At 73.0% G+C, this 24,170-nt stretch carries 19 protein-coding genes; 4 read left to right on the top strand and 15 right to left on the bottom strand.

Going from position 1 to position 24,170, the window contains the following annotated elements:
* Positions 1-39 precede the first annotated feature (39 nt).
* The 7 genes from EST92_RS00965 to EST92_RS00935 form a co-directional block, all read right to left on the bottom strand.
* A complete protein-coding gene (locus EST92_RS00965) occupies positions 40-1,008 on the bottom strand; it encodes a glycosyltransferase (RefSeq protein WP_161981685.1) in 969 nt (322 codons plus the stop codon).
* Complete coding sequence (locus tag EST92_RS00960; RefSeq protein WP_129279079.1) at positions 1,005-1,826, bottom strand: HAD family hydrolase; 822 nt, start codon at positions 1,824-1,826, stop codon at positions 1,005-1,007. The genes EST92_RS00965 and EST92_RS00960 overlap by 4 nt, the downstream gene beginning before the upstream one ends.
* The gene (locus tag EST92_RS00955) at positions 1,784-2,737 is read right to left on the bottom strand and encodes a PfkB family carbohydrate kinase (protein ID WP_129279078.1); all 954 of its coding nucleotides are present in this window, start codon (positions 2,735-2,737) and stop codon (positions 1,784-1,786) included. Before EST92_RS00955 ends, EST92_RS00960 begins: the two co-directional genes overlap by 43 nt.
* On the bottom strand, positions 2,734-4,155 hold the full coding sequence (locus tag EST92_RS00950; RefSeq protein WP_129279077.1) for a hypothetical protein: 1,422 nt from the start codon (positions 4,153-4,155) through the stop codon (positions 2,734-2,736). The genes EST92_RS00955 and EST92_RS00950 overlap by 4 nt, the downstream gene beginning before the upstream one ends.
* A gap of 22 nt (positions 4,156-4,177) precedes the next feature.
* On the bottom strand, positions 4,178-5,086 hold the full coding sequence (locus EST92_RS00945) for an inositol monophosphatase family protein (RefSeq protein WP_129279076.1): 909 nt from the start codon (positions 5,084-5,086) through the stop codon (positions 4,178-4,180).
* Positions 5,083-7,158 (bottom strand): aminotransferase class III-fold pyridoxal phosphate-dependent enzyme, encoded by a 2,076-nt coding sequence (locus EST92_RS00940; RefSeq protein ID WP_161981684.1) that lies wholly within the window; start codon positions 7,156-7,158, stop codon positions 5,083-5,085. Before EST92_RS00940 ends, EST92_RS00945 begins: the two co-directional genes overlap by 4 nt.
* 354 nt (positions 7,159-7,512) lie before the next feature.
* Complete coding sequence (locus EST92_RS00935) at positions 7,513-8,349, bottom strand: sugar nucleotide-binding protein (protein ID WP_129279074.1); 837 nt, start codon at positions 8,347-8,349, stop codon at positions 7,513-7,515.
* Between the two features lie 147 nt (positions 8,350-8,496).
* On the opposite strand from EST92_RS00935, the gene EST92_RS00930 reads away from it, so the two are divergent.
* From EST92_RS00930 to EST92_RS00920, 3 genes are all read left to right on the top strand, one after another.
* A complete protein-coding gene (locus tag EST92_RS00930) occupies positions 8,497-9,591 on the top strand; it encodes an alcohol dehydrogenase catalytic domain-containing protein (protein ID WP_129279073.1) in 1,095 nt (364 codons plus the stop codon).
* A complete protein-coding gene (locus EST92_RS00925; RefSeq protein WP_129279072.1) occupies positions 9,579-10,172 on the top strand; it encodes an HAD family phosphatase in 594 nt (197 codons plus the stop codon). Before EST92_RS00930 ends, EST92_RS00925 begins: the two co-directional genes overlap by 13 nt.
* 363 nt (positions 10,173-10,535) lie before the next feature.
* A complete protein-coding gene (locus EST92_RS00920) occupies positions 10,536-11,549 on the top strand; it encodes a serine hydrolase (protein WP_254068370.1) in 1,014 nt (337 codons plus the stop codon).
* A gap of 94 nt (positions 11,550-11,643) precedes the next feature.
* Here EST92_RS00920 and EST92_RS00915 read toward each other — a convergent pair whose 3' ends face one another.
* Both EST92_RS00915 and EST92_RS32525 read right to left on the bottom strand, forming a co-directional pair.
* Entirely contained in the window at positions 11,644-12,336 is a 693-nt protein-coding gene (locus EST92_RS00915; protein ID WP_129279071.1) for a response regulator transcription factor, read from the bottom strand.
* Positions 12,329-14,035 (bottom strand): histidine kinase, encoded by a 1,707-nt coding sequence (locus EST92_RS32525; RefSeq protein WP_129279070.1) that lies wholly within the window; start codon positions 14,033-14,035, stop codon positions 12,329-12,331. Before EST92_RS32525 ends, EST92_RS00915 begins: the two co-directional genes overlap by 8 nt.
* Positions 14,036-14,172: 137 nt before the next feature.
* Here EST92_RS32525 and EST92_RS00905 point away from each other — a divergent pair, with 137 nt between their 5' ends.
* Positions 14,173-14,880 carry an AAA family ATPase gene (locus EST92_RS00905; protein WP_129279069.1) on the top strand — a complete coding sequence of 236 codons (708 nt, stop codon included), beginning with the start codon at positions 14,173-14,175 and terminating at the stop codon, positions 14,878-14,880.
* 15 nt (positions 14,881-14,895) lie between these two features.
* On the opposite strand, the gene EST92_RS00900 is transcribed toward EST92_RS00905, so the two are convergent.
* The 6 genes from EST92_RS00900 to EST92_RS00875 all read right to left on the bottom strand — a co-directional run bounded on the left by EST92_RS00900 (position 14,896) and on the right by EST92_RS00875 (position 24,170).
* Positions 14,896-15,978, bottom strand: a complete 1,083-nt coding sequence (locus EST92_RS00900) for a PP2C family protein-serine/threonine phosphatase (protein ID WP_129279068.1) — start codon at positions 15,976-15,978, stop codon at positions 14,896-14,898.
* A 242-nt stretch (positions 15,979-16,220) separates the two neighbouring features.
* Complete coding sequence (locus EST92_RS00895; protein ID WP_129279067.1) at positions 16,221-17,288, bottom strand: class I SAM-dependent methyltransferase; 1,068 nt, start codon at positions 17,286-17,288, stop codon at positions 16,221-16,223.
* Positions 17,288-18,469: a glycosyltransferase gene (locus EST92_RS00890; protein WP_129279066.1), complete on the bottom strand. Its 1,182-nt coding sequence runs from the start codon at positions 18,467-18,469 to the stop codon at positions 17,288-17,290. The genes EST92_RS00895 and EST92_RS00890 overlap by 1 nt, the downstream gene beginning before the upstream one ends.
* Entirely contained in the window at positions 18,466-19,287 is an 822-nt protein-coding gene (locus EST92_RS00885; RefSeq protein ID WP_129279065.1) for an alpha/beta hydrolase, read from the bottom strand. Before EST92_RS00885 ends, EST92_RS00890 begins: the two co-directional genes overlap by 4 nt.
* Positions 19,288-19,290: 3 nt before the next feature.
* The gene (locus EST92_RS00880) at positions 19,291-19,545 is read right to left on the bottom strand and encodes a phosphopantetheine-binding protein (protein WP_254068375.1); all 255 of its coding nucleotides are present in this window, start codon (positions 19,543-19,545) and stop codon (positions 19,291-19,293) included.
* A gap of 65 nt (positions 19,546-19,610) precedes the next feature.
* Complete coding sequence (locus EST92_RS00875) at positions 19,611-24,170, bottom strand: type I polyketide synthase (protein WP_129279064.1); 4,560 nt, start codon at positions 24,168-24,170, stop codon at positions 19,611-19,613.

The raw sequence follows: 24,170 nt of genomic DNA, 5'->3' as shown, positions 1-24,170 counted from the left end.
GGCCGGAAGGGCCGGGCGTGGGAGGCGGGGCGCCGGCCCTTACAGGTAGAGCACGCGATGCCGGACGCTCCCGACGAGCCGGCCGGACCGCAGGGCGGCCCGGGAAAGCCAGGCGGCCCGGCGGTCGGTGCGGCCCACGAGGTGGAGCCCGTGGCACAGGAGCCACCCCCACTCGCGCGCGAGGCCCGGGAGGGAGGAGCGGGGCATGCCGTGGGCGGCGAAGGTGCGGAAGAGCATGGGGTGGGACCTGCCGTAGCGGAACGCCTGGCGCACCATCTGCCGGACGGTCGAGCGCAGTTGGTAGTGCACGACGGCGTCCGGGACGAAGGCCAGCTCCCGGCCGGCGAGCTGCGCACGCCAGAAGAACTCGACGTCGTCGGATCCGTAGAGGTACCGCTCGTCGAAGCCGCCGAGCAGCGCCCAGACCTCCCGTCGGGCACCGCAGTTGGCGCCGAGCGGGTAGGGCAGGAATCCGAAGGTATCGGCGAGACAGGCGGTCGGCTTGGGCGGGCGGGCGGCCAGCGCCACCGAATCGTTCAGGGAGACGCGTTCGAGGGCGCCGCCGACCGCCGGTGACCGGCGCAGCGCCTCCTCCATCGCGGTGAGCCAGCCGGGGGCGACGACGTCATCGGCGTCGCAGAACACCAGGACGTCGCCCGCGCTGTGCCGGCAGCCCGTGTTACGGGCGCGGTTGACTCCCCCTCCCCCGGTCCCCCGGGTGCGGACGACGTGCAGCCGGGGCAGCCGGGGCCGGTAGGTGGCGGCGACCTCCCCGGTGCCGTCCTGCGAGCCGTCGTCGACGACGACGACCTCCCACGGCCCGGTGTAGTCCTGGCCGGCGAGGGCCTCCAGTTGCCGGCCGAGCGTGGCGGCGGCGTTGCGGGCGGGCACGACGACGGAGACCAGGGGTAGCGGCCGCACCGGCTGCGCTTCCTGCGCCGGTGCCGGTTCGGGGGCCGGTGCCGGTGCCGGCTGCCCGCCGGTCTGCTGGTTCCGTGCCGCCGTCACGGTCGTCTCCCGGTGTCGGTGGGGCCGGTGGCCGTGTCGGTCGTGGCACTCGTGGGCGCGGGGGCCTGCTGTTCCCGCGGCTGCGGGTCTTCCGGCTGCGGGTCTTCCGGCCGTGGGCCTTCCGGCGGGCGACCGCCCAGCACCGCGGCGAGCACGGCGTCGGTGTCCCGCAGGTCGGGGAGCACCGACTCGGCGCCGGCCGCCCGCAGTTCCGCGAGGGTGCACGTGCCCGTCGCCACGGCGATCGGCCGGGCTCCGCCGGCGCGTGCGGCCCGCACGTCCCGGACGGTGTCCCCGAGCACGACCGTGTTGTCCGGTCCGAAGACGGCTCCGTACCGGTGCCGCGCCCGTTGCTGCGCGATGCCCACCAGGTCGGCGCGGACGGCGCTGTCGGACCCGTAGGCGCCGATCCCGACCTCCACGCATTCGTGCAGTGCGACGGCGCGGAGCTTGCGGACGGCGTTCCGGAGCAGGTTGCCGGTCAGCAGGGACTGGATCACCCGGGGCTCGGCGCGCAGGGCGGTGAGTGCTTCGCGGGCGCCGGGCAAGGCGTGGCTGTGGTCGCGCAGTTCCTTCGCGACCGCCCGCAGGGACCGCACCATCGCCCGGTCGGCCGCGGACCGGGCGATGCCGGTGACCCCTTCGAGGGCGAGGAGCTCCTGCAGGATCGCGCGCTCGGTGCGGCCTTCCGTCTCCACGGTGGCGGTGGGAGCACGGCCGGTCAGCAGGGTGAAGGCCCGGGGGTACACGGACGTGGCGGCCGGCCCGCTGACCATCAGGGTGTGGTCGATGTCCCAGAGAACGAGGGTGGTGCACATGGTGCTCCTCGGTTGGTGGATCGGTGCGGCCCCGTGGGGCCCGGGTTCCCGGGCACCGCGTAGGGGCCGCGGGTGGCCGCGCACCGGGCCGCGGTGCCCGCCGCGAACGTCACGGCCTGGGCGGCAGGGCTGCCGGTGCCCAGTGCGAAGGCCAGTGCGGCGGCGAAGTTGTCGCCCGCGCCGTAGCAGTCCACCACCGGGCGGGGAGGACGGACGGCCCGGTAGCGTCGGGCGGTTCCGTCCCGTGCGCGGTACACGCCTCCTTGCGCGCCCTCGGTGACGACGAGCAGGCCCGGTGGCCGGGGCAGGCCCGTCGGGTCGCAGCGCTCCGCGGGATCGTCCGCGCTGCCCACCAAGGCGTCCACGGGGATCCCCGCGGTGGTGAGGAGGGGGAACTCCCGGCTGGTCGCGGTGAGGACCGCTGCCTGCCGTGCCCGCGCCAGGGCCCCCGCTCCGCCGGCGGTGAAGTAGACGGTGTCGTAGGAGCGGAGGGTTTCCCAGGGCAGGTCGTCCGCCGCTTCCGGCTGGAGCCGTGCCCCCAGGGTGGCCGTGGTCCGCTCACCGGAGGCGTCGACGAGGCTCACGGCCGACCGGGTGGGCCGGTCCCGTACGGCGGCCACCACCTCCACGCCGAGCCGGCCGAGCACCTCCCGGGAGCGACCGGCCGCCTGGTCGTCGCCGAGCGCCGTGAAGAAGGTGCACGCCCCGGCCAGGGCCGCGAGTCGCGCGGCGGCCACCGCTCCGCCGCCGGCCGGCCCCTCCCAGAGGACCTCCGCGTGGACGATGTCGCCGCGGGCCGGCAGCTGCCGCACCCGCGCGATGGTGGTCCACTCCAGGTGTCCCACCACCGCCGCCCGCAGGCGGGGTACGGCGGTGGCCGGCGGGTGCCGGGGGACCGGCGGGCCGGTCATGAGCCGGTCTCCCGGCCGGGCCCGCCGGTCACCAGTGCCAGGTGCCGGTCCACGTCCGGTTCCGCCGGTCCCGTCAGCTGCCGGACCAGGTCGTCCAGGAGCAGGGTGCCCATCAGGTAGTGGCCCAGGGCGAGTTCCTCGGGCGGCGTGCACCGGCCCTCGGCGTCCGGTTTCGGCTTGAGGTCCGACAGGCGGCAGGGGGCCTCCGCGAGGACGTGGAGATCGTGAGTGAGCAGCAGACGCTGCCGCCAGCCGGGGTCCCCGTCCAGCAGCCCGGATATCTCGGAGCCTTCCAGGTACGGCAGGAAGCCGTGGGCCGCCGAGCGGTAGCCCGGGTACACGGGCCGGCGGAACCCGACCCGGTAGCGCGGCGTGCCGTGCACGGTGGCACCGTCGACGGCGAAGCCCAGCCGGAGGGCGGGGTCCCACACGGTGAGGCTGAACAGGGTCTTGGCCAGGTCGTAGACCGGATCCCAGTGGTCCACGGAGCCGCGCGGATCGATGATGCGGTAGTCCGTCACGGGGTCGGCCGGCGCGTCCGTCACCGGGCGGGCCCGGGCGTCCGTCACCGGGTGGGCCCGGGCATCCGTCTCCGGGTGGGCTCGCGCCGCCGTCTCCGGGTGGGCTCGCGCCGCCGTCTCCGAGTGGACCTGCGGACCGTCGTCCGTCCCGGTGCCGGCGGCCCGTCCGACCAGGATGTTGCGGACGTTGGCGTCGCCGTGGGCGGGGAACATCAGCCGGGGCGGGGCCAACCGCCGTAGCAGGGCGGCGTGTTCGTCCGACAGGTGCTGCAGCAGCCGGGCCGGCGCGACGCAGCGCCGGTCGTTGATCACCAGCTCGTCGGCCGCGGCGACCTCGGGCAGTCGGCGTGCCAGCACCGGGAGCCGGCGCAGGAACCTCCCGAGGTTGACCTCGGGAAGGTGATCGGCCGGGGCCGGGACCGAGCGGGTGCCGTAGCCGTGCACGAACATGCCGTGCACCACGGCGTCGTGGTGGGCGAAGAACCGCCGCGTCCTGTCCGGCCCCTCCCGCAGGCACGCGGCCAGATCCCGGGACGGGTAGTACGGCGTGGTGCAGGCGGCCCATCCGCTGCCCTCGATGCTGTCCAGTACGGGCAGGTAGTGGGCGCCCAGTTGCGGTGCCGCCCGTCGGATGAGCGCGATCTGCTCGCGTTTGCCGCGGAAGGAGGACAGGTCGTGCCCGTCGACGGCGCCGCTCGCCGCGGTCAGGACCTTCAGGACCAACTCGGTGCCCTCGGCCGTGCGCGCCCGGTGGACGCGGGCCGGCGAGCCACCGTCGAGGATCTCCTCGCCCACGTCGAGGCCGAGTCGCTGTGCGGCCTCCTGGATCGCACGCCATTCGTCGGGGCCGGCGGTGGAAGGGGGCCCCGGCGTGGTGCGGGGCTGATGGGTGCTCATGGTGTCCTCCGGGCGTGGGCGCTCACCAGTGGATGGCGGACAGCAGGGACCGGTGGAGTTCGGGCGTGCACGCGGCGATGCAGGAGCGCTGGTTGTCGGCGCTGATGTCCAGCAGGAGGGTGTCGTGCAGCGACTCCCCGTAGGCGTCGGTGATGACGACTCCGGCACGCTCGGCCAGGTACACCGACGCCGCGATGTCGTACGGGAAGAGGTGCAGGATGCTTCCGTGCCCCACCGTGCGGAACGCGGCCTCCGTCTCGGGGTGGTCGCGCAGCAGACGGTTGCCGATGTCGACGTAGGCGTCCATCTGACCCGTGATGATCCGGGAGAGGGAGAAGGAGGCGCTGTTGACGACGTAGACGCCGCCGCGGTTGGCCGAGGCGTCGATCAGGTGCCCGTAGGCGCCCACCATCAGCTGGGCCGGGTGACCGTTGAACTCCAGGGTCCAGAACATCCGCTCCGGATCCGTGGTGGTGCCCAGGCAGGGCAGCCGTCCCGGATAGCCGCTGCTGTGGATGCCCGGCAAGGCGTCGTCGGCGTACATCCAGTGACCGGTCTTGATCTCCATGAGCATCGCGCTGTCGATGTCCCCGATGGTGGGGGCGTCGGTACAGCGCGCGGCGGCGATCGACACGCACGCCGGCTCCATGTCGGCCGCCGCCCCGCGGGTGCCGTCGATCGGGTCGATCACCAGGACATGCCGGGGGTGGGCGCCGATCCGGCGGAGCCCGTAGCTCTCGGTGTAGACGGCCAGCGGGACGCCGGCCGCGACGAGGTAGTCCCAGGCTGCTTCCTCGGCCAGGACGTCGACCGGGAATTCCGCGTCTCCGCCGGCGGTGGTGCCGTCCACGTAGCGGCCGCCGGCACCGGCCCGGTCGGCACGGACGACGTGGCGGATGTGCGCGGCCAGGCCGTGGATCAGGTCCCTCATGAGGCGTCCAGGAACAGTCGCCGCAGGCGGTCGCACATGTCGTCCGCCTCCTCCCTCGTCATGATCAACGGCGGTCTGACCTTGACGACGTTGCCGAAGCCGTACAGGGACGTCCGCAGCAACAGGCCGTGCGCCATGCCGCGTTCGGCCAGGTGGGTGGTGAGCGCGGGGTCGGGTGCTCCGTCACTGTCGACGATCTCGACGCCGATCATCAGGCCCTCGCCCCGTATGTCGCCCATGAAGGGGACCTGGGGGGCCAGCTCCCGCAGACGGGACATGACGTGGGCGCCCACGGCGCGCACGTTCTCCAGGAACCCCGGGCGGCGGAGGATCTCGATCGTCTTGACCGCCGCGGCGGCCGCCAGCACATTGGCGCCGAAGGTGGAGCTGATGTGGTGCCCCTCCAGGCCGGTCAGCCGCTCCTTGGCGAGGATGCCCGCGATCGGCAGGCCCGAGCCGCCCAGCCCCTTGCCGAAGGTGAGCATGTCGGGCGTGACGCCGTAGGTGTCGGCGGCGAACATGTGGCCGGTCCGCCCGAAGCCGGTCTGGATCTCGTCGAACACCAGCAGGATGCCGCGTTCGTCGCACAGGTCGCGCAAGGCCTGAAGGTAGCCGTCCGGGGCCACCACGTTGCCCCCGTTGCCGGAGATCGGTTCCACCACCACGCACGCCACCCGGCCGGAACTGGCGTAGTCGATGAAGTCGTTGATGCGCTCCGCGCACAACAGACCGCAGGTGGCGCGTTCCTGGCGGTAGAAGCACCGCGCACAGTACGGGTCGGGGACGTGCACCACGCCCGGTATCTGGGAGGGGAAGGGAGCCCGGCGGAACGCGGCGCCCGAGGCACCGATCATCCCCATGGTCTGTCCGAGGTGCGCGCGGAACAGCGAGACGATGTCCGGATTCCCGGTGTGGTGCTGAGCGATCTTGATGGCGCCCTCGTTGGCGTCCGAGCCGCTCGACGACTTCAGGTGGACCCGGCTCAGGCCGTCCGGTGCGATCTCCGCCAGCCGGCTGACCAGTTCGTTCACCGGACCCGACTGGAACTTGGAGGTGACGTGGATGAGTTCGCCCGCCTGCGCGCGGACCGCCTCCACGATCTCCGGGTGGGAGTAGCCGAGCGTCAGGTTGAAGGTGCCCGACGAGCAGTCCAGGTACCGCGTCCCGTCGTCCGCGCAGAGGTAAACCCCCTCGCCCCGGGCGGCCTTCAAGGGATGTGGTGGGTTGTAGTAGTGGTGCAGAACGTCCTCGACGTCCTCTCCGCACGAGTTCGCTGACGGCAACACGGTCATGCTCGACGCTCCTTGCCTGTGTTCCGGAATACTTCGGCCTGCCTCGGGGGAGTCCGCACCACGCGCCGCCCGTCGCGCGCGGGAACCCTGCGGCGGGTCTCCGCTCCCGGCCCGCAGCCCCATCGAATGCAGCAGTTGCGGAAGGTCCATGTGCGCGAAGGACGCCAGGGTCAGGTCCGCCTCGCTCAGATCCAGGCCGGCGGTCATCGCGTTGGGCACCGCGACGCACCGCAGGCCGGCTCGCTTGGCCGCCTTGATGCCGCTGGGCGAGTCCTCGAACGCCATCGCCTCGTCGGGCCGCAACCCGAGCCGGTCCAGCGCCTCCTGGTAGAGGTGCGGCGCCGGCTTGGCCCGGTCGGGCCGCCCGTCCGAGCTGTGGATGGCCCGCCAGCCCCGGTCGATGCCGCACTGCCGGAGGTACCGGGCGATCCAGGGCCGGCGGCTGTTGCTGACGAGCACCCGGGCCAGTCCCGAGCGGTCCAGCTCGGCCAGCCACCGGTGTACTCCCGGGCGCGATCCCAGTCCCGCCAGCCGCTCCTCGGTGCCGAGCGAGACCACGGCGTCGGCCGCCTCCCGATCGACGCAGCCGCCCGTCAGCCGCTCCAGTTCGGTCCACAGGTCGAAGCCGACCGTGCCCACCACGGTGGACCAGGTGCTTCCCGTGAGCACCTGTCCGTGCCGGCGGAATACCTCCGCGTACGCATGAAAGATATGCGGCTCGGGATCCCACAAGGTGCCGTCGAAATCGAAGAAGACCGCGCGCAAAGGCACGGTGCGCACGGCGGAATCGGCAGACGGACAAGGATGCGACACAACGGCCCCCCGTGATGTACGAAGTGGCGGCACAAGGTTTCAGCCACCCGTGGCTCAATGAGCCCTCATTCAAAGCAGCGCCCGGCGGCGAATCAACCAGCCGGGGCTAATGCTTCGGTCACCCCGTACACCGGTCCGTCGTGACCACGAAATTGCCCGGCTCCGCACCGCAATCAATCGGGCGGGGCCCCGGCATTCCCCTCCGCACCGGGCATAACCGCCGGTGGAGGCCCTAGCGTGGGTCATCTCCCGCCACGGAACGAGCTGTTCGGGAAGTCCCGCACCGTCGGGTCGGACCACACAGCGATTTCGCCCGGGGGCTCAGGTTTTTTCTTCCGTGCTGTCGCTCGCCAGGTCGGCGAGCGCCGTCGCCACGTCAGGACCCAGGAAATCGTGATGCACACTGCGCAATACCAGCCGCTTGGGGCGGCGCGGCGAGGTGAATACGTCGTCGTTCCGGACGGGTACGACCCGGGTGGGAAGTCGCAGCGCCTCGGCGACTCTCGACATCAGCTCGAATCGGGTCACCACCTCGGCACCGGCAAAGTGCAACAGCCCCTGGCGGTCCCAGAGTTCCTCCAAGGCCGGCGCGAGGCTCGGCAGATACACCGGCGCGCAGACGACGTCCGTCTGTGCCCGGGTGACGGGGCCCGCGAAGCGCGCCATGAACCTGTCCGCCCAGGGGCTGCGGCCGTAGACCAGGGGGATGCGCACCACCAGGTGGCCGCCCTCGCCCAGCAGCGCGTCCTCCGCCGCACACTTGGTGCGCCCGTAGACGTTCACGGGCGAGCGCGGGTCCTCCTCGGTGTACACCTCCCCCGTGCCGTCGAAGACGTTGTCACTGGACAGCAGGAGGACCTTGGTCCCGGTGTCCCGGACCGCCGCGAGCAGCACCTGCACGGAGCGGACGTTGAGCGCGTGGGCGAGCGCGGGCTGCGCCTCCGCGGCGGCGAGGTCGACCAGTCCGGCGGCGTGCATCACCAGGTCGAAGCCCTGATCCAGCAGTGCGCACAGCGCCGCCTCGTCGCGCAGGTCCACCGTCACCAGGCCGGGCACGGCCCGTTGCGCGCAGGTACCCACCACGGTGTGGCGGGCCGAAAGGCTCTTCCACAGGGCTCCGCCCACATAGCCCGACGCACCGAGCAGCAGGATTTTCATCGGTCATCACCCGGGTCCTCATTCTCGGAACCCGTCGGACGGGCTCACGGTTTGCGGGAATTCACCGACACCGGTCCGCACCACGCCTGCGCATGTCGGCAACCGGCGAGAGCCCAGACCATACATCCAGCCCAAGGAGCATGAACGTTGAAAGCGACGACGATGATGCAGGCCCTGGTCTTCGAAAAGGGCGGGCGACTGCGGCTGTGCAGCCGTCCGCTGCCCGCGCCGTGCCGACCGGACGACGTCGTGGTCCGGGTCGCCGCCGGCGGTATCTGTGGAACGGACCGGAGCATCGTCCTGGGCGAATTCCCCGCCCGCCCCGGCGTCGTGCTCGGACACGAGGCGGCCGGCGAGGTGGTGGCCACGGGTCCGGCCGTCGGCTCGCCGGCTCCGGGCGCGCGAGTGGTGATCAATCCGACCTACCACTGCGGACGTTGCCGGTACTGCCGTCGCGGGATGGCCGCCCACTGCACGGCGAAGGACGGGCGCGAGATCGGGGTCGACCACGACGGCACCCTGGCGGAGTACGTCGTGGTCCCGGCGCCGTTCCTGCACCCCCTGCCGCCGGGGGTCTCCTACCGCCGCGCCGCGCTCGTCGAGCCGCTGGCGTGCGTACTGAACAACCTCACTGCCGCGTCCCCGCGCTGGACGGACCGCTGCCTGGTCCTCGGGGCCGGCCCCATCGGAACGCTGTGCGCCCTGGTGCTCGCCTTCCGCGGCCATCGCGTCACCGTGGTGGAACGCGACGCCGTCCGCGTGGAACTGGCGCGGCGCGTCCTGCCGGACGCGGCACGGGTGGTGCCGGCGCGGGACGGGGACCTGTGGCCGGCGGTCGCCGGTTCGGACGCCGGGCCGGACGTGGTCGTCGACACCACGGGGGTGCTGTCGGCCGAGGCCCTGGAGGTGGTCGCGACCGGCGGAACGGTGGTGGCCATGGGCGAACGGGAGACCGCCACGGCCACGATTCCCGTGCGCCCGCTCGTCACCCGGGGAGTGCGGCTCGTGGGCGCCGGCCCCTATCCCCCGCACCTGTTCCAGACGGCGTTGGACCTGGCCCGGGACCTGCCCCTGGACAGCCTGGTCACGCATACGCTGCCGCTGCACCGCTACGCCGAGGCATTCGCCGCCCTCCACGTCCCGTTGGCGGACACCCGGTCGGCACCGTCCTCGTACGCGGCCATGAAGGTGCTCCTGCTCCCCGGTGACCAGGCGGGGGAGGAATCCCGGTGCGCTGGCTGATCTTCGACTACGGCAATGTCATCAGCAAACAGAGCGAGGTCGTGCCGGAGCTCGCCGCCCTCCTGGACGTGGAGCCGGAGTCCTTCGCGGACGGCTACTGGAGGTTCCGGGACGTCTACGACCGGGGCTGGACGGACCTTCGCTACTGGCGGGCCGTCGGCCACGCCGCCGGCAAGCGCGTCACCGTACGGCAGGCCGCACAGCTCACCAGGGTCGACCTCGACGGGTGGCGGGAGACCGCACCGGAGGTGGTGTCGCTGCTCGGCGAGCTGAACCAGGAGGGGGCCGCCCTGGCCCTGCTGTCCAACGCGCCCCGCTCGCACGGCCGGTTCTTCCGCCGCCAGCCGTGGTCCGCGCACTTTCGCCACCTGGTGTTCTCCGGGGAGGTCGGGGTCGCGAAACCGGAGAGCGACGTGTGGCACGTCCTGCTCCGGCGTCTGCGCTGCGCACCTGCCGACTGTCTGTTCTTCGACGACCGGCGCATCAACATCGACAGTGCCCGCGCGGCAGGGATACCCGCCCGGCACTGGACCGGACCGGCCGAGGCCCGTCGGGCCATCGCCGAGGCGGGACTTCCGTGAGGGAGCCGCCCTGGAGAACCGGGGCCCCGGGCCGTCGGCTCCCTCTTCGGACAGAGCCGCCATGGTCCCGGAGGGGGACCCGGCCGCGGCACATCCTCCCTTGGTCGGGCGGTGCTTCCCCGACCTGAGAGCGACAAGGGGAGCGCATACCGCGGCCACGATGGTCGGGACCGTCGATCTTCCCGCGATGGCCCTGCCCCCGCCCGCCCACGCCACGCCATCTGCCGGGCGCCACCCCCGGGTTGCCCTCCACCATGCCTCAACACCCCCGTCCGTCCTGCCCGACGACCAGGGCCGACGACGATCCCCCACGCCCACCCTCGAACCGAATGTTCACACCCCCCGAAAGGACAGCGATCAGAGATGAAATGGCTTTCCACCTTCACCGCGGCGGCACTGGGAGCCGGAGTCATCGCCGGGCCCATCGCGGCGGCTTCACCTTCCGTCGCGGCATCGCAGAGCGCCACGGCCACCGCCACGGCGGTGCAATGCACCTCAAAGAATCAGGAGCTGGCCACGAAACTGACGAACGACATCGCCAAGGCGCTGGAAAGCCGGAAGAGCATGGCCTCGGTCTCCTTCTACGACGAGCCCACCGGAACCAGGTGCACGTCCGACGCCGACAAGCAGTACGACGCGGCCAGCGTGGTGAAGACCATCATTCTCGGCGCCCTGCTCTACCAGCGGGACGGCAACCTCACCGCGGAAGAGGATGCGCTCGCGCGCAAGATGATCACCGCTTCGGACAACGACGCCGCAACCGCCCTGTGGAAGCAGTTGTCCGATCTGACGGATCCCAAGAAGCCGGACCCGGTCAAGATCCAGGAATTCCTGGACAAGGCCGGGATGCACGACACCGTCCTCGACAAGGAAGGGTTCTGGGGCACCTCCCAGGTCACCGCGAACGACCAGACCAAGCTGTTGCACCTCTTCTCGGGTAACGACGATGCGGTTCTCGGGAGCAAGGCGCGCGCTTACGCACTCGACCTCATGAAGGACGTGCAGAGCACCCAGCGTTGGGGCGCCACGGCCGGCGCTCCGGTCGATGCCGTAATCCATGTGAAGGACGGCTGGATGCAGCGGAGTAACAACGCCGACGTCGCCCTCTTCGACCGGGGCGACTGGAAGGTGAACAGCATGGCCGTCCTCACCGACAACGGCTACGACTCCGGCATGGTCGTCCTCACCGAAAACAACCGAGTTCCCGAAGGGCACCCGAAGGAAGAGGGGATGGACTACGGGATCGAGACGATAGAGACGATTTCCCGCGCGATATACCGGGACGTCCATCCGGACGCCGAGGGTTACAACCCCAGCAGGCCGCCCGTTCCGCCTGTTTCGCCGGCTCCGGCTGCCACGCCACCGGCAGCCGGGTAGCGCAGGTCCGTCGCGGCCCGAGGGCCAACGGGAGCCTGAAGCCAAGGGTTTCAGGCCCCCGACGGGTCAGCAGCCGAGTCGCACCAGGCCGGGCTCAGCCCATCAGCCCGGCCTGGTGCGCCAGCAGCGCCGCCTGCACCCGGCTGCCGCACCCCGTCTTCCCCAGGATCGAGCCGACGTGGCTCTTGACCGTCCCCACACCGATGCCGAGCCGCCTGCCGATCTCCAGGTTCGAGAGCCCCTCTCCCAGCATGCGGAGCACCTCCCGCTCCCGGCCGGTCAGGTCCGCCACCCGGTGGTCCGTGGCGGCCGCCCCGCTTCCGCCGCAGCTCAGCATCTGCCGGATGACCGTCCCGGTGACGCCGGGCGAGAGCACCGCGTCCCCCGCGGCCGCCCTGCGTACCGCGTTGATCAGCTCCTGCGGCCCCTCGTCCTTGAGCAGGAAGCCGGTGGCGCCCGCCCGCAGGGCCCGGATGACGTTCTCCTCGTCACCGAAGGTGGTGAGCATGACCACCGTTGGCGCGGGGTCGAGGGCGGCGAGCGGTGCGATGGCCGCGAGCCCGTCGAGTACCGGCATGCGGACGTCGAGGAGCACCACATCGGGCCGGTGCTCGGCACCGGCCCGGACGGCCTCGGCGCCGTTGGCCGCCTCGGCCACCACTTCGATGCCCTCGGCGTGCCGGAGGACCAGCCGGACGCCGTGCCGGATCATCTCCTCGTCGTCGGCGAGCAGCACCCGGATCGCGGAACCCGCTTGCGGGTGCGCGGAGTTGGCCTGGTCAGTCATGCGTCCTTCTCCCACCGTGCGGTTCGGTCACCAGGGGAACGGTAAAGCGGTCGATCGCGATCAGAGTGTCGGACCGGAAGCAGTAGCGGACGAGCTCCAGCCGCCCGTGCTCGGGCTTCTCGCCCGCGTACGGATACAGGCAGTCCGTGGCGGAGCCCGGCCGCGGCGGTTCGCGCCCGGCGGCGGCCGCGCGCGACGCGGGGTCGTCCGGCGCGACGGTGCGCTGCACCTGCTCCCGCGTCATCCCCACCCGGGGCGGTTGCGGGCTCCGGTACGCGAGGTCGTAGCGGGAATGGTCCACCAGCAGGACCCCGAACAGCATCATCGCGCTCACCCCCACCAGGCCGAGCAGCCCGGTGACGGCGCCGGCGATGCGCCGCTGGAGGACGGAGAGCCCGCTGCCGGGCTCGTCGACGGCGACCGGTCCGCTGTCGTCCGGCGCCGCCTCCACCGTCTCCGCGCCGGGCCCGGGGTCGGCGGGAAGGTCGGCCGCAACGGCGAAGCCGCCGCCGGGCGTCGGGCCGGCCTCCAGGTCGCCGCCGAGCAGCGCCACCCGCTCCCGCATCCCGGTCAGCCCGCGCCCGGAGCCGAGCCCGGTCGTCAGGGGCGGCCGCGTGGGTGGGGCGCCGTTGCGCACCCGTACCTCCACCCGCTCGCCGGTGTGCCGGACGGTCACGGTCACATGGGCCCCGGCCGCGTACCGGTGCACGTTGGTGAGCGACTCGCGCACCACGCGGTGCACCGCCCGCCGCACCCGGGCCGGCCGGGCGTCGAGGTCCGGCCCCTCCCAGACCAGTTCGGCGGGGATGCCGCCGCCGCGCGACTCCTCGACCAGCGCCTCGACGTCCGCCCGGGTGCCCGTGGCATCGGTCAGCGCGCCGATGCCGGTGTCGCCCCCCAACGGCCCGAGGACCCCCAGCACCTCCCGCAGCTCCTGCATCGCGTCCCGGGTGGCACGGCGCACCACAGCGGCCTCGTCCCGTAGCTCGGGCGCCTCCTTGAGCAGCGCCATCTCCAGCCCGCCCGCGTGCAGCGAGACCAGGCTCAGCCGGTGCCCGACCAGATCGTGCATCTCCGCGGCGATCCGCGACCGCTCGCGCATCCGGGACTCGCTGTCCGTCAGGCGCCGCGCCTCCTCGGCGGCGGCGGCGCGCTCCCGCAGCGCCCGCAGCAACCGGTCGCTCTGCCCGGCGGTGGTACCGACCAGCCCGGGCACCACGACCGTGGCGACGGCGAGCACCGCGGCCAGCGCCAGGCCGAACAGGTGGCTGCCCAGCTCCAGCACAGGAGCGCACACCGCGCAGGTCAGCATCGCCACGGCGGCCGCCCCGAGCAGCACCCCGAAGCGCCGCCGCGGCGTCCTCAACTGCCGGGTCGCGGTGTGGGCGGCCACCGCGGTCAGCAGCGCCACGGAGGGCACCACCCCCATCAGCGCGGCCAGCCCGACCACAGCGGCCACCGGGTACCGGCGCCGCACCAGCACCAGCGCGACGCCGACGGCCTCCAGAGGCACCGCCGGCCAGCCCAGGCCCAGCCTGGCGTCGATCCCCGACTCGGCCCAGTAGGTGAGCAGCACGAGCACCGCGGCCAGCAGCGCCTCGCCGGCCGCCCGCCACAGCTGCCGCCCCCGCTCGCCGGGCTCCGCAAAGAGGCTCCGGGGAGTGTGGTGCTCGGACACGGGTGGGGCGCTGGAGGACATAACGCCGATTATCGGGGGCCGTGCACGGGACTCCGCTGGTCCTTGAGGCGGAGCCGCCTCTGCCCAAAGGCAGAGGCTCCTGCGCGGCGGGCGCGCCGGTCCTCCTCGTCCCCGGTCCCCCGTGCGAGACTCGACGGGTGATTATCGAACGTGCGTACGCACACGTGGCCTCCGGTGACGACCGGGAGTGGCCCTGGTCCGTGCCCTGTGTTCGCGCCCTCCTGGCGAACGGGCTGCGCTTCACCGCACCGGTGACCTTCCTCGTCGGCGAGAACGGCTCGGGCAAATCGACGCTGGTCGAGGCGCTCGCCGAGGGCTTCGGCCTGGACCCCTGGGGCGGCTCCCACGACTGGCGCTACGCCAGCCACCGGGCCAAATCGGTGTTGGGCGAGCGGATCCGCTTCGACGCGGCGCCGCGTGGACGGCAGATGCTGAGCAGCTGGTCGGCCCGCAAGGGGTTCTTCCTGCGCGCCGAAACCGCGCTGAACGCGCTGGAGCGGGAGGGGTTCGCGCCGGATTCCGTCAGCCATGGCGAGGGTTTCCTGGAGGCGTTCCGGTCCAAGTTCCTCCGGCCCGGGCTGTATGTGATGGACGAGCCGGAAGCCGCGCTGTCGTTCGCCTCCTGCCTCGAACTTCTCGGCCATATCGACCAGTTGGCGAAGAACGGCGGTCAGGTCGTCTGCGCCACCCACTCTCCGCTGCTGACCGCGCTGCCCGGTGCGGACATCGTCGAGATCGGCGAACACGGCATGCGCAACGTGGCCTGGCATGAACTCGCCCTGGTCGACCACTGGCGCCGCTATCTGGGCGACCCGCGGTCCTATCTGCGGCACGTCCTCGACTGAGACGCCCGGACACCCCTAGCCGCGGGTGACGGCCAGGATGGCCATGTCGTCCTGGCCTTCGCCGCCGGTCCAGCGGCCGACGTCCTTGATCAGGGCTTCCACCAGGGCGTCGGGGTGGGTGAACCGCCGGCCCATGCGCCGGGAACGCAGTGGGTCGTAGAAGGTTCCCTGTGCGTCCCGCGCCTCGGTGACACCGTCGGTGACCAGCAGCAGCGAAGCGCCCGGCGGCAGGCGCACCACGTCGGCCGGCGGGTGCCCCACGGGCGCGAGGTCGTCCAGCCCCATGCCCAGGGGCAGCTGCGGGACGGCCGGATCGAGTCGTACCAGCTGCCCGCCGTGGACCAAGTACGGGGGCGGATGCCCGCGGTTGACCAGGCTCAGCGCCTGGCCGTCGGCGGACACCTCGGCCAGGACGGCGGTGGTGAAGCCCTCGGTCGACGTGATCGGGCCGCTCCGGGCCCCCGCCCTGGCCATCGCCTCGTCCAGCCGCTGCACCAGCGTGTCGAGCGTGGGAGCGTACTCGGCCTCCTGCCGGAAGGCGCCGATGGCGACCGAGACGGCGGCGACGGCCTGAATGCCCTTGCCGCGGACATCGCCGATGATCATTCGCACCCCGAAGGGCGTCTCCTGTACCGCGTACAGGTCACCGCCGATCCTCGCCTCCGCCTGCGCCGCGACATATCCGGCGGCCACGGCCAGCGGACCGGCCCGCTCCGGCGGGTCCGGAAGCACCGCCAGCTGGACCGCCTCCGCGAGGTCCCGGGTCAGCGCCAGATCACGCCCCTGGCGCGCGATCAGCCCGTTGATCGCCAGCCCCAGCCCACCGATCAGACCGACCACCGCCAGATCGACGAGCAGCGGCGTCGCCGGCCGCCCGCGCACGATGTCCAGCCCCACCGAGAGCCCGCACGTCACGGCCACGACAGCGACCGCGGAACGGTAGGGCAGCATGGCGCCCGCGATCAGCGGCCCGGCCGCCAGGAGCGGGAGCCCCAGGTACGGCTCGGGCCCGAAAAGGTCCAGCAGGACGCCGGTCACCAGGGCCAGCGCCACGAGCGTCCACGGCACCCTCACCGGCGCGGGCCGCAAGCCCTGCACAGCGCCTCTCCTGCTGCCGGGCCGTGCTCGCGACGCGGAAGGAAACTCAAGCCACGACACGATGCGCCTCACCTGCTACCTCGGTATGCCCATCGCTTCACACATGCGCCGCATGCGCAACAGATGCGGGGTCCGCACGGCACCGCCGCACCACCTGGCCCGGTGCCGGAGAAGCGGCTGCGGGGATCGGCGGGCTGTGGTCGGTGACCGAGTGTGACGGTGCGGGGCGGCAGCGCGGTCGGTCAGCACGGCCCGTCGTCGCGGCGGGCCAGGATCCGGTAGGCGTTGGAGAAGCCGGGCCGCCGCCGGGTCGCGGGCTTGATCGCGCGGTCGAGCAGCCACCCCAGCACGAGGAGGGGAACGCCCGCGGCGAGCACGGTGGCCCGCAGGACGCGGCCGGCCGTGCCGGGGGCCTCGGCGTACCACGGTTCGTCCTTGCGGGGGGCCAGGCCGCTCAGGGCCAGCCAGGCCGCGGCGAGCAGGTCGACGGGGTCGTGCGGTGCGGCGTGTTCCTCCGCGACCACCGTGAACCCCAGCTCGGTCAGCCTCTCGCGCAGATTCCCCACCGGGATGAAGTGCAGGTGCTGCGGCTGGAGCCACGGCAGCCACCAGCGGCCGAGCAGCCGGCCGAACCGGCACTGCGGGTCCGGCACCTCGATCAGCAGATGCCCTCCGGGGCGCAGCGCCCGGTGCGCCGCGATCAGCTCGGCCTCGGGATCGGTGCTGTGTTCCAGGTAGTGGAACATGCTGACCACGTCGTAGTGCGCGGCCAGTTCCCCGGCCAGCTCGACGAAGGCACCCCGGTAGCCCCGCTGCACCCAGCCTCGTTGCTGGGCCGACTCGACGCCCGCGCTGATGTCCAGCCCGTCGAAGACGGTACGGGGCAGGACGGCACGCGCCGCGTCGCAGAAGTGCCCCTGCCCCGTCCCCACGTCGAGCCAGTTCGCCGGCTCGGCGTGCGGCAGCACGGCCCGCGCCCTGAGCGGGTAGCGGGCGTCGTGCCCCTTGAAGAGCGCGGCGAGGTTCTCCTCACCGAGCCCGTCGTAGAAGTCGCGGTAGTAGAACTCCAGCCCCTCGGCGTTGAGTTGGGGGTTCTGGAAGACGTGGCGGCAGTCCTGGCACTGTTCCAGGACGAACCGGCCGGGCTTGCCCTGCAACAGGTCGCGGGTCCGGAGCCGTACCTTCAGCCGGGCCGCGCCGCACCACGGGCAGTCGGTGCGTCGCGGCTGGAAGAACCGCGCCGGCCCGTGCGCCAGGTCGTCCTGGTAGCGGGGGCGCAGCGCGGCGACCCGATCGGCCCTGCTCATCATCAACGGCTTCCTGTGGTTGGGGGCGCGGCGAGGCGTTCGAGGTGGCCCGCGGCGGCTTCCGCGCCCCCGGCGGCGCGGAAGGAGCGGCCCACCCGTTCCGCGGCGGCGCGGTAGCCCGGTTCGTCGAGCACGGAGTCCAGGGCCGTGCCGAGCTGGTCGGCACTCGCCCGGCCGAAGCGGACGCGCACGCCGGCGCCGGCGTCGACCACCTGGGCGGCGATGGTGGGCTGGTCGTCCCGGATGGGGGCGACCACGAGGGGCAGCCCGTGCCACAGCGCCTCGCAGACGGTGTTGTGCCCGCCGTGGCAGACCACGGCGTCGCACCGCTCCAGCAGCGCCAGTTGGGGCACGCTCGGGCGCACCAGCAGCCCGTCGCCGCTGCCGTCCAGGGTTCCCGACGGGTCGACGACCACTGCCTGCAGCCGGTCCGACCGGGACCGCACCGCCTGCGCGCACGCGTCGAGGAAGCGCGCTGCGACCTCGGCGTTGGCGGTACCGAGGGTGATCAGGACCGTGGCGCGCCCGGGGTCCAGCCGGTCCCACGGAAAGTCGTCGGCGGCCGGCCGGGAGGCCAGGGACGGGCCGACGAACCGCACCTGGTCGCCGAAGGAATCCGCCGGCCCGACCAGTTCCTCGGTGCTGAAGGTCAGCACGAGCCGGTCGGACAGCCGCGGGTCCACCTCGCTCGCCGGATCGCCGATCCGCTGCCGCAGGGCGTGCAGCACGTCGGTGATCCACTCCTCCACCTTGGGCATGTCGGCCAGGGCGGTGAACCCCGCCGAGGTGGTCGCCGACGTGGCCCAGGGGATGCGCAGCCGCTCGGCCAGCAGCCCGCCGGCGACGGCCTGCTGGTCGGCGATCAGGACGTCCGGACGGAACTCCTCCGCCGCGGTCCGCACCCCCGGGGCCATCTCCTCCGCAAGGGGGACGAGGAACTGCTCCCAGAGGAACTTCAGCGCCGCCGGTCCCCGCAGCGAGAGCGGCCGCAGCAGGGCAGGGTCGTCGAGCGGCGGCGCGGCGCACGGGAACACCGTGGCGCGCTCGCCGGCCAACGGTCGCAGCACCTCCGGCAATCCGGCCCAGGCCACCTCGTGCCCCCGCCGGACCAGCTCCGCCCCGACGCCGAGCGTGGGGTTGATGTGGCCGACCAGCGGCGGCACCACGAACAGGAATCTGCTCACCGGCCGCCGACCTCCGCCGCCCCGGCCGCGTCGTGCGTGCGGACCCACTCGGTGATCAGGTCGCGTACCAGGTCCGTGGCCCCCATCAGGACCCAGTGCTCCTGGTCCGGCACCACGACGGTCCGGCAGTCGGGGAGCAGCGACTTCAGCCACGGTTCCTGGGCGGCGAGTTCCGACTCGCTGCCGTAGACGGCCAGCACCGGGCAGCGCAGTGCGCGGATCTCGTCCTCGTCCAGCAGCCGGCTGGCCGGGATGTCCCGGGCCATGGTGCTGGAATTCAGCAGCCGCGACGCCGACTTCACCCGGCGGGTCACATGCGCCCCGTGCTCCCGGGTCAGCTGCTCGTGGAGGTCGGTACGGGCGAACTCGTCGGCCGCGCGCTGGAGGTTGACGGCCATCTTGCGCGACCAGGACTCGGTGGCCGGCTCCGATTCGATCATCGCGACGCTGGCCACCCGCTCGGGGCGGCGGGCCGCGTAGCTGAACGCGATGGTGCCGCCGTAGGAGTTGCCGACCAGGTGGACCGGTCCGGCCACCTCCAGCCGGTCGAGCAGCGCGTCGAGGTCCCCGACGAAGTCCTCCAGCAGGTAGCCGCTGGACACCCGCTCGCTGTGACCATGACCGCGCAGGTCGTACATGATCACGTCCATCCCCTCGGCGGCGAAGGCCGGGGCGAGGGTGAAGTAGTAGCTGACGAGGCTGTCCACGAGCATGCCGTGGACGAACACCACCGTGGGCGGCGGCGCGGTGTCCGCGGGGTCCCGGGCGGGCATCTGCTCCACGTGCAGGGCGATGCCGTTGGCGTTGATCACCGCCACCGTTCAGCACTCCCCCGTCTGGCGCAGGCATCCGACCACGTAGTCCACGAGCTGGCCGATCGTGAGGTAGATGATCTCTTCGAGTTCGAGGCCGGCCAGGAACTCGGCGAAGTTCACCCGCTCCCCGTACCGTGCCCCCAACTGGCCGCCGAGGGTGACCAGGTCGATGCTCTCCAGGTCCAGGTCGTCGTGGAACCGGGTGTCCCGGGTCATCTCGACCTCGTCCAGCCCCTGATCGTCGAGCACGGCCCGCAGCATTCCGGTGATCTCGTCGAACACCACCGTCTCGTCCGCGCGCACCGGTGGCTGTGTCTGACCGCTCTTCACCGCGTCGTCTCCCGTTCGTCCATGGTTTCCGTCGATTCCGTCGTCCATGCGACGACGTACTCCCTGCCCGGCAGGTCCGCCGGGTTGCCGATCCGGCGGCACCACACCCGGTGCAGCCGGCCTGCCGCCTCCACCAGCAGTTCTTCCGGCTGCGCGGCGACCACCGCGAAGTCCTTCGGCCGCCCTTGCAGACCGGTGCCCCGCGCCTTGGCCACCGCTTCCTTGGCCGCCCAGAACCTGGTGAACCACAGGCCTTCGGGCTCACCCGCTTCGGTCCGTTGCGCGCCGAGGAGCGCGCGCTCGGCCGGGCCGAGCGCCATCGCCCGGGCCGGCTCCGGGCGTTCGGTGATCTCCTCCACATCGATGCCGATCCCGCCGGGTCCGTGCCCGGAACGGGGGCGCACCATGGCCACGCCGGTCTCCGCACAGTGCGCCAGCGTGACGTCCAGCTCGGGCAGGTCCCGGCCGTGGAGACCGGCGACCCGCGGACGGCCGGCCTCGTCGTTGCCGACCCGGATCTCCGCGGGGAAGACGGGCCCCTCGCCGTGGTCCCACAGCCACTGGCGGACGGCGTCCTTGACCGCGATCCTGCCCAGCAGCCACTGCGCGCGGCCGCGCGGCGGGCGCCGCTCGTAGTCCTCGCGCTCCGCGCTGCTCAGATGGTTGCGCATGACGAGGTCGCGCGAGGCCAGGTCCGGCCACCGGTCGTGGACGAGCGACCAGCCGCCCTCCTGGACGCGGGAGAGGGTGTTCCGCTCGGGGAACCGTTCCTGGACCCTGGTCTCCTCGCGGTTGTCGAAGCGGCGGTCCTGCCAGCCGTGGATCTCCGCCCACACCCGGCCGTCGGCGACGAGCTGGATGTCCGCCTCGACCGCGGTCTCGGTGACGGAAGAGATGGTGACGAGGCAGTCCAGGGTGGTGCCGGTCGCGGGGTGCGGGCCGAAGAAGCGCATCCGTCGCATGCGGACCGGGAAGACCACGGTCCGCTCGGTCAGGGTGCTGATGATCCAGTAGCCGAGCAGCTGACCGACGTTGTCCAGCAGGGCGCCGGGGGCGGGCGGGGTGGTGAGCTTCCCGCGGACGTGGTGCGGGCCGACCGCGGTGAGCTCGGTGACGCCCTGGAACAGCGGGCCGTGGAACATCCAGCGGTCCGCGTAGAGTTCCTCGGCGGTGATCTTCGGGGTCCGTTCGGATGCGGGGTCCCAGGTCCACGGGCGGGGCGGCGACTCCAGGTGGCCCGCCGCGAGTTCGACCTCGGCACGGGCGAACCGGCCGAAGGTCACGCCGACCCGGCCGGGCCCCTGCGGTGCCACGGTCACGGGCACGTCGGCGGCCGGGCTGGCGGTCACCCACCGGTTCAGCTGCACCCCGTGCACCGCGACGGCGGAGGAGCCGGGCGCGGCCTGCTCGGCGCACTCCATCATGTGGTGGATCACCGTGGTGGCCGGGACCACCGGCCAGCGGTCGGCCTCGTCCGGCCAGCCGGGGCGCTGCGCGAAGAAGCAGTGGTCCAGCAGGTACGGCATGGTGTCCGTGGACACCCGCAGCACGGTGCGGAACTCTTCCCCGCCGGGCGCCGGCGAGCTGGGCACCGTCGCCGGTACGGGAGCCGCCGGTACAGGAGCCGCCGGTACGGAGGTCGCCGCCGCGGGCCTCCCGGCCGCCGCCGTGCGGGCGGCGCCGAGCACCGCCGTGGCGGTGTCCGCGGTGTCCCTCAGCAGCGCGCTCAGTTCGCCGGCGACCGGGAGCCGGTCGGCCACCGCCTCCAGGGCGGACAGTTCGCCGCCCGTGCGCACCGCGGGCCGGGCCGCCAGTGCCGTACGGAGGCCGCCCAGCGTCTCCTCGTCGAAGGAGACCAGCGGTCCGCCGAGGTCCAGCCGGACCGGCGGGCGCTTCGACGCCGTGCCGCGGCCGGCCCGCAGCGGCCGGAAGTCCGGCGCGCCGCCCTCCGCCCACAGGGCGGTGGCGACCCGGTGCAGCTGGGCGAGTCCGCTGCGGTGCGGGGAGTTGGCGGCCACCGCCAGGTGCGGCCGGCCGTGCAGCGTGTTGCCGATCAGCGTGCCGACCTGGCCCGTTCCCGCCTGGACGAAGACCCGGACGCCGGCCGCGTACATCGCCTCGATCAGCGGGCGGAAGCGCACGGGCTCCAGCAGATGCCGCAGGAACAGCTCGCGGACCTCGGCCTCGGTGGACGGGTACACCGACGCCGTGGTCGCCGACCACACCGGCACGGTCGGCGGATGCAGCGCGAACCGGCTCGCGGCACGGCGGATCGGGTCGAGGTAGGGGGCCAGCATGGGGGTGTGGAAGCCGGATTGGAACGGCAGGACCTGGCCGACGACGTTCCGCGCCCGGAACCAGCGCACGAGCTCGTCCACCGGGCCCGGCGGACCGCACACCATGGCCTGGTCCGGCGCGTTGTCGTGGGACAGCACGATCTCGGGGCGGTCCGCGAGGGCGGCCGCGACCCGGTCGGCCGGGGCGCCCAGGACGGCGAAGGCCAGGCCCGGCACCCGCAGTTCGTCCGGGTCGAAGTCCGCCATGAACTCGTCCACCGCACGGCCGGCGAACAACCCGCCGGTGACCATGGCGGTCCACTCGCCCACGCTGTGGCCGGCGACCGCGTCCGGCACGATGGCCATCCGGCGCAGGGCGGCGTCCAGCACCCGGCCCACCGCGACCACCTCGCCCCCGTGCCGCCCGACGTCCGCCACCTCGGTCGGCTGACCGGCGGGGAGGGTGGGGAGCAGGGCGCCCAGCCCGAAGTGCCGGGCGACGTCGGAGACGTGCGGTCGGAACTCGGCCTCCAGCCCCGGAAAGACGAAGGCCACCTGCGCGCCACCGTCCCCACCGAGCAGCGGATCCGCGGTGAACCACACATCGCCGCGGCCCCGCCACGGGCGGCCCTTGGCCAGCACCCTGCGCGCCAGGGCGAGGCTCTTGGCCGTCGGGTCGACGATGCCGAGCCGGCTGCGTCCCTCGCCGGGATCCCGGTCGTCGAGACCCGCCGCGAGCACCGCCGAGTCGTCGGCGTCCAGCAGGCCGGCCAGCTGCTCGGGGCTGTCGGCGGTGAGCCGCAGCACGCGTTCCTGCTCCCGTACCGACACCGCGGGCCGGTTCCGCCGGCCCGCCGCGCTCTCGGGCGGGGCTTCGAGCACCACGTGCGCGTTGATGCCGCCGAAGCCGAAGGCGTTCACGGCGGCCCGCCGGACCCCGTCTGCGCCCTCGGTCCGCCACGCCTGCGCCGCGGGGATCGGCCGGAACCGGGTCCGCTCCAGCGCGGGGTGCGGGTCGTCGCAGTGCAGCGTGGGCGGCAGCACCGCGTGGTGGACGGCGAGCGCCGCCTTGGCCAGGCCGGCCACGCCCGCCGCCGGCATGGTGTGCCCGATCATCGACTTCACCGAGCCGATGACCGCCCGATCCGGGCCGTCGGCGGTGCCGAACACCTCCTGCACGGTGGCCAGTTCGGCGCCGTCGCCGGACGGAGTCGCGGTCCCGTGGGCCTCCAGCAACCCGATCGAACCCGGCCGGGTGGGGTCGAGACCGGCCGCGCGCCAGGCCTGTCGTACCGCCTTCACCTGCCCTCCGGAGTCCGGGTTGACGAGGCTGCCGCTGCGGCCGTCGCTCGCCACTCCGGTGCCGCGGATCACGGCATAGATCCGGTCTCCGTCGCGTTGCGCGTCGCTGAGCCGCTTGAGCACCACGACGCCGGAGCCCTCACCGATGAGCAGGCCGTCCGCGGCCCGGTCGAAGGGGCGGATCCGCTGGCTGGGGGAGAGCGCGCGCAGCTGGGCGAACACGCTCCACAGCGTGATGTCGTGGCAGTGGTGGACGCCGCCGGCGAGCATCAGGTCGCAGCGCCCGCCGGCCAGTTCGGCCACCGCCTGGTCGACCGCGACCAGCGAGGACGCGCAGGCGGCGTCCACGGTGTACGCGGGGCCGCGCAGGTCGAGCCGGTTGGCGACCCGGGAGGCGGTGAGGTTCGGCACCAGGCCGATCGCCTGCTCGGGGTCGTCCGGTCCGAGCTGCTGGACGAAGGCCTGCCGTACCCGCTCGATGTGGTCGGCGCCGAGGTCGGGCAGCAACTCCCCGAGCGTGCGCACGAGCTGGTTGGCCGTGCGCACCCGCTGCGATCCGCGGGACAGTCCGGGGGTCAGGTAGCCCCCGCGCCCCAGGATCACGCCGATCCGGTCGCGGTCGGGCAACCGGTCCGCGCCGCCCGCGTCGGCGATCGCGTCGGCGACCACCTTCAGCGCGATGAGCTGGTCCGGTTCGGTACCCGCCACCGAGTTGGGCATGATCCCGAACTGGGTCACCTCGACCTCGGCCAGCTCGTCGACGAATCCGCCCCGCTTGCAGTAGACGCGGTCCGAGCGCCCCACCGCCTGCGGATCGTAGAAGCTGGCGTCCCACCGGCCGGCCGGGACGTCGGTGATCGCGTCCACCCCGGCGACCAGGTTGCGCCAGTAGGCGTCGAGGTCTGCCGCGCCCGGCAGCAGGACCGCCATGCCGACGATGGCGATCTGTGCGCCCGCGCCGTCTTCCCCCTTGGTCAT

The sequence above is a fragment of the Streptomyces sp. TM32 genome (assembly GCF_004122755.1).
Lineage (GTDB): Bacteria > Actinomycetota > Actinomycetes > Streptomycetales > Streptomycetaceae > Streptomyces > Streptomyces sioyaensis.
Note: the sequence above shows the minus strand (reverse complement) of the source record. Positions and strands in the feature narration are given on the sequence as shown.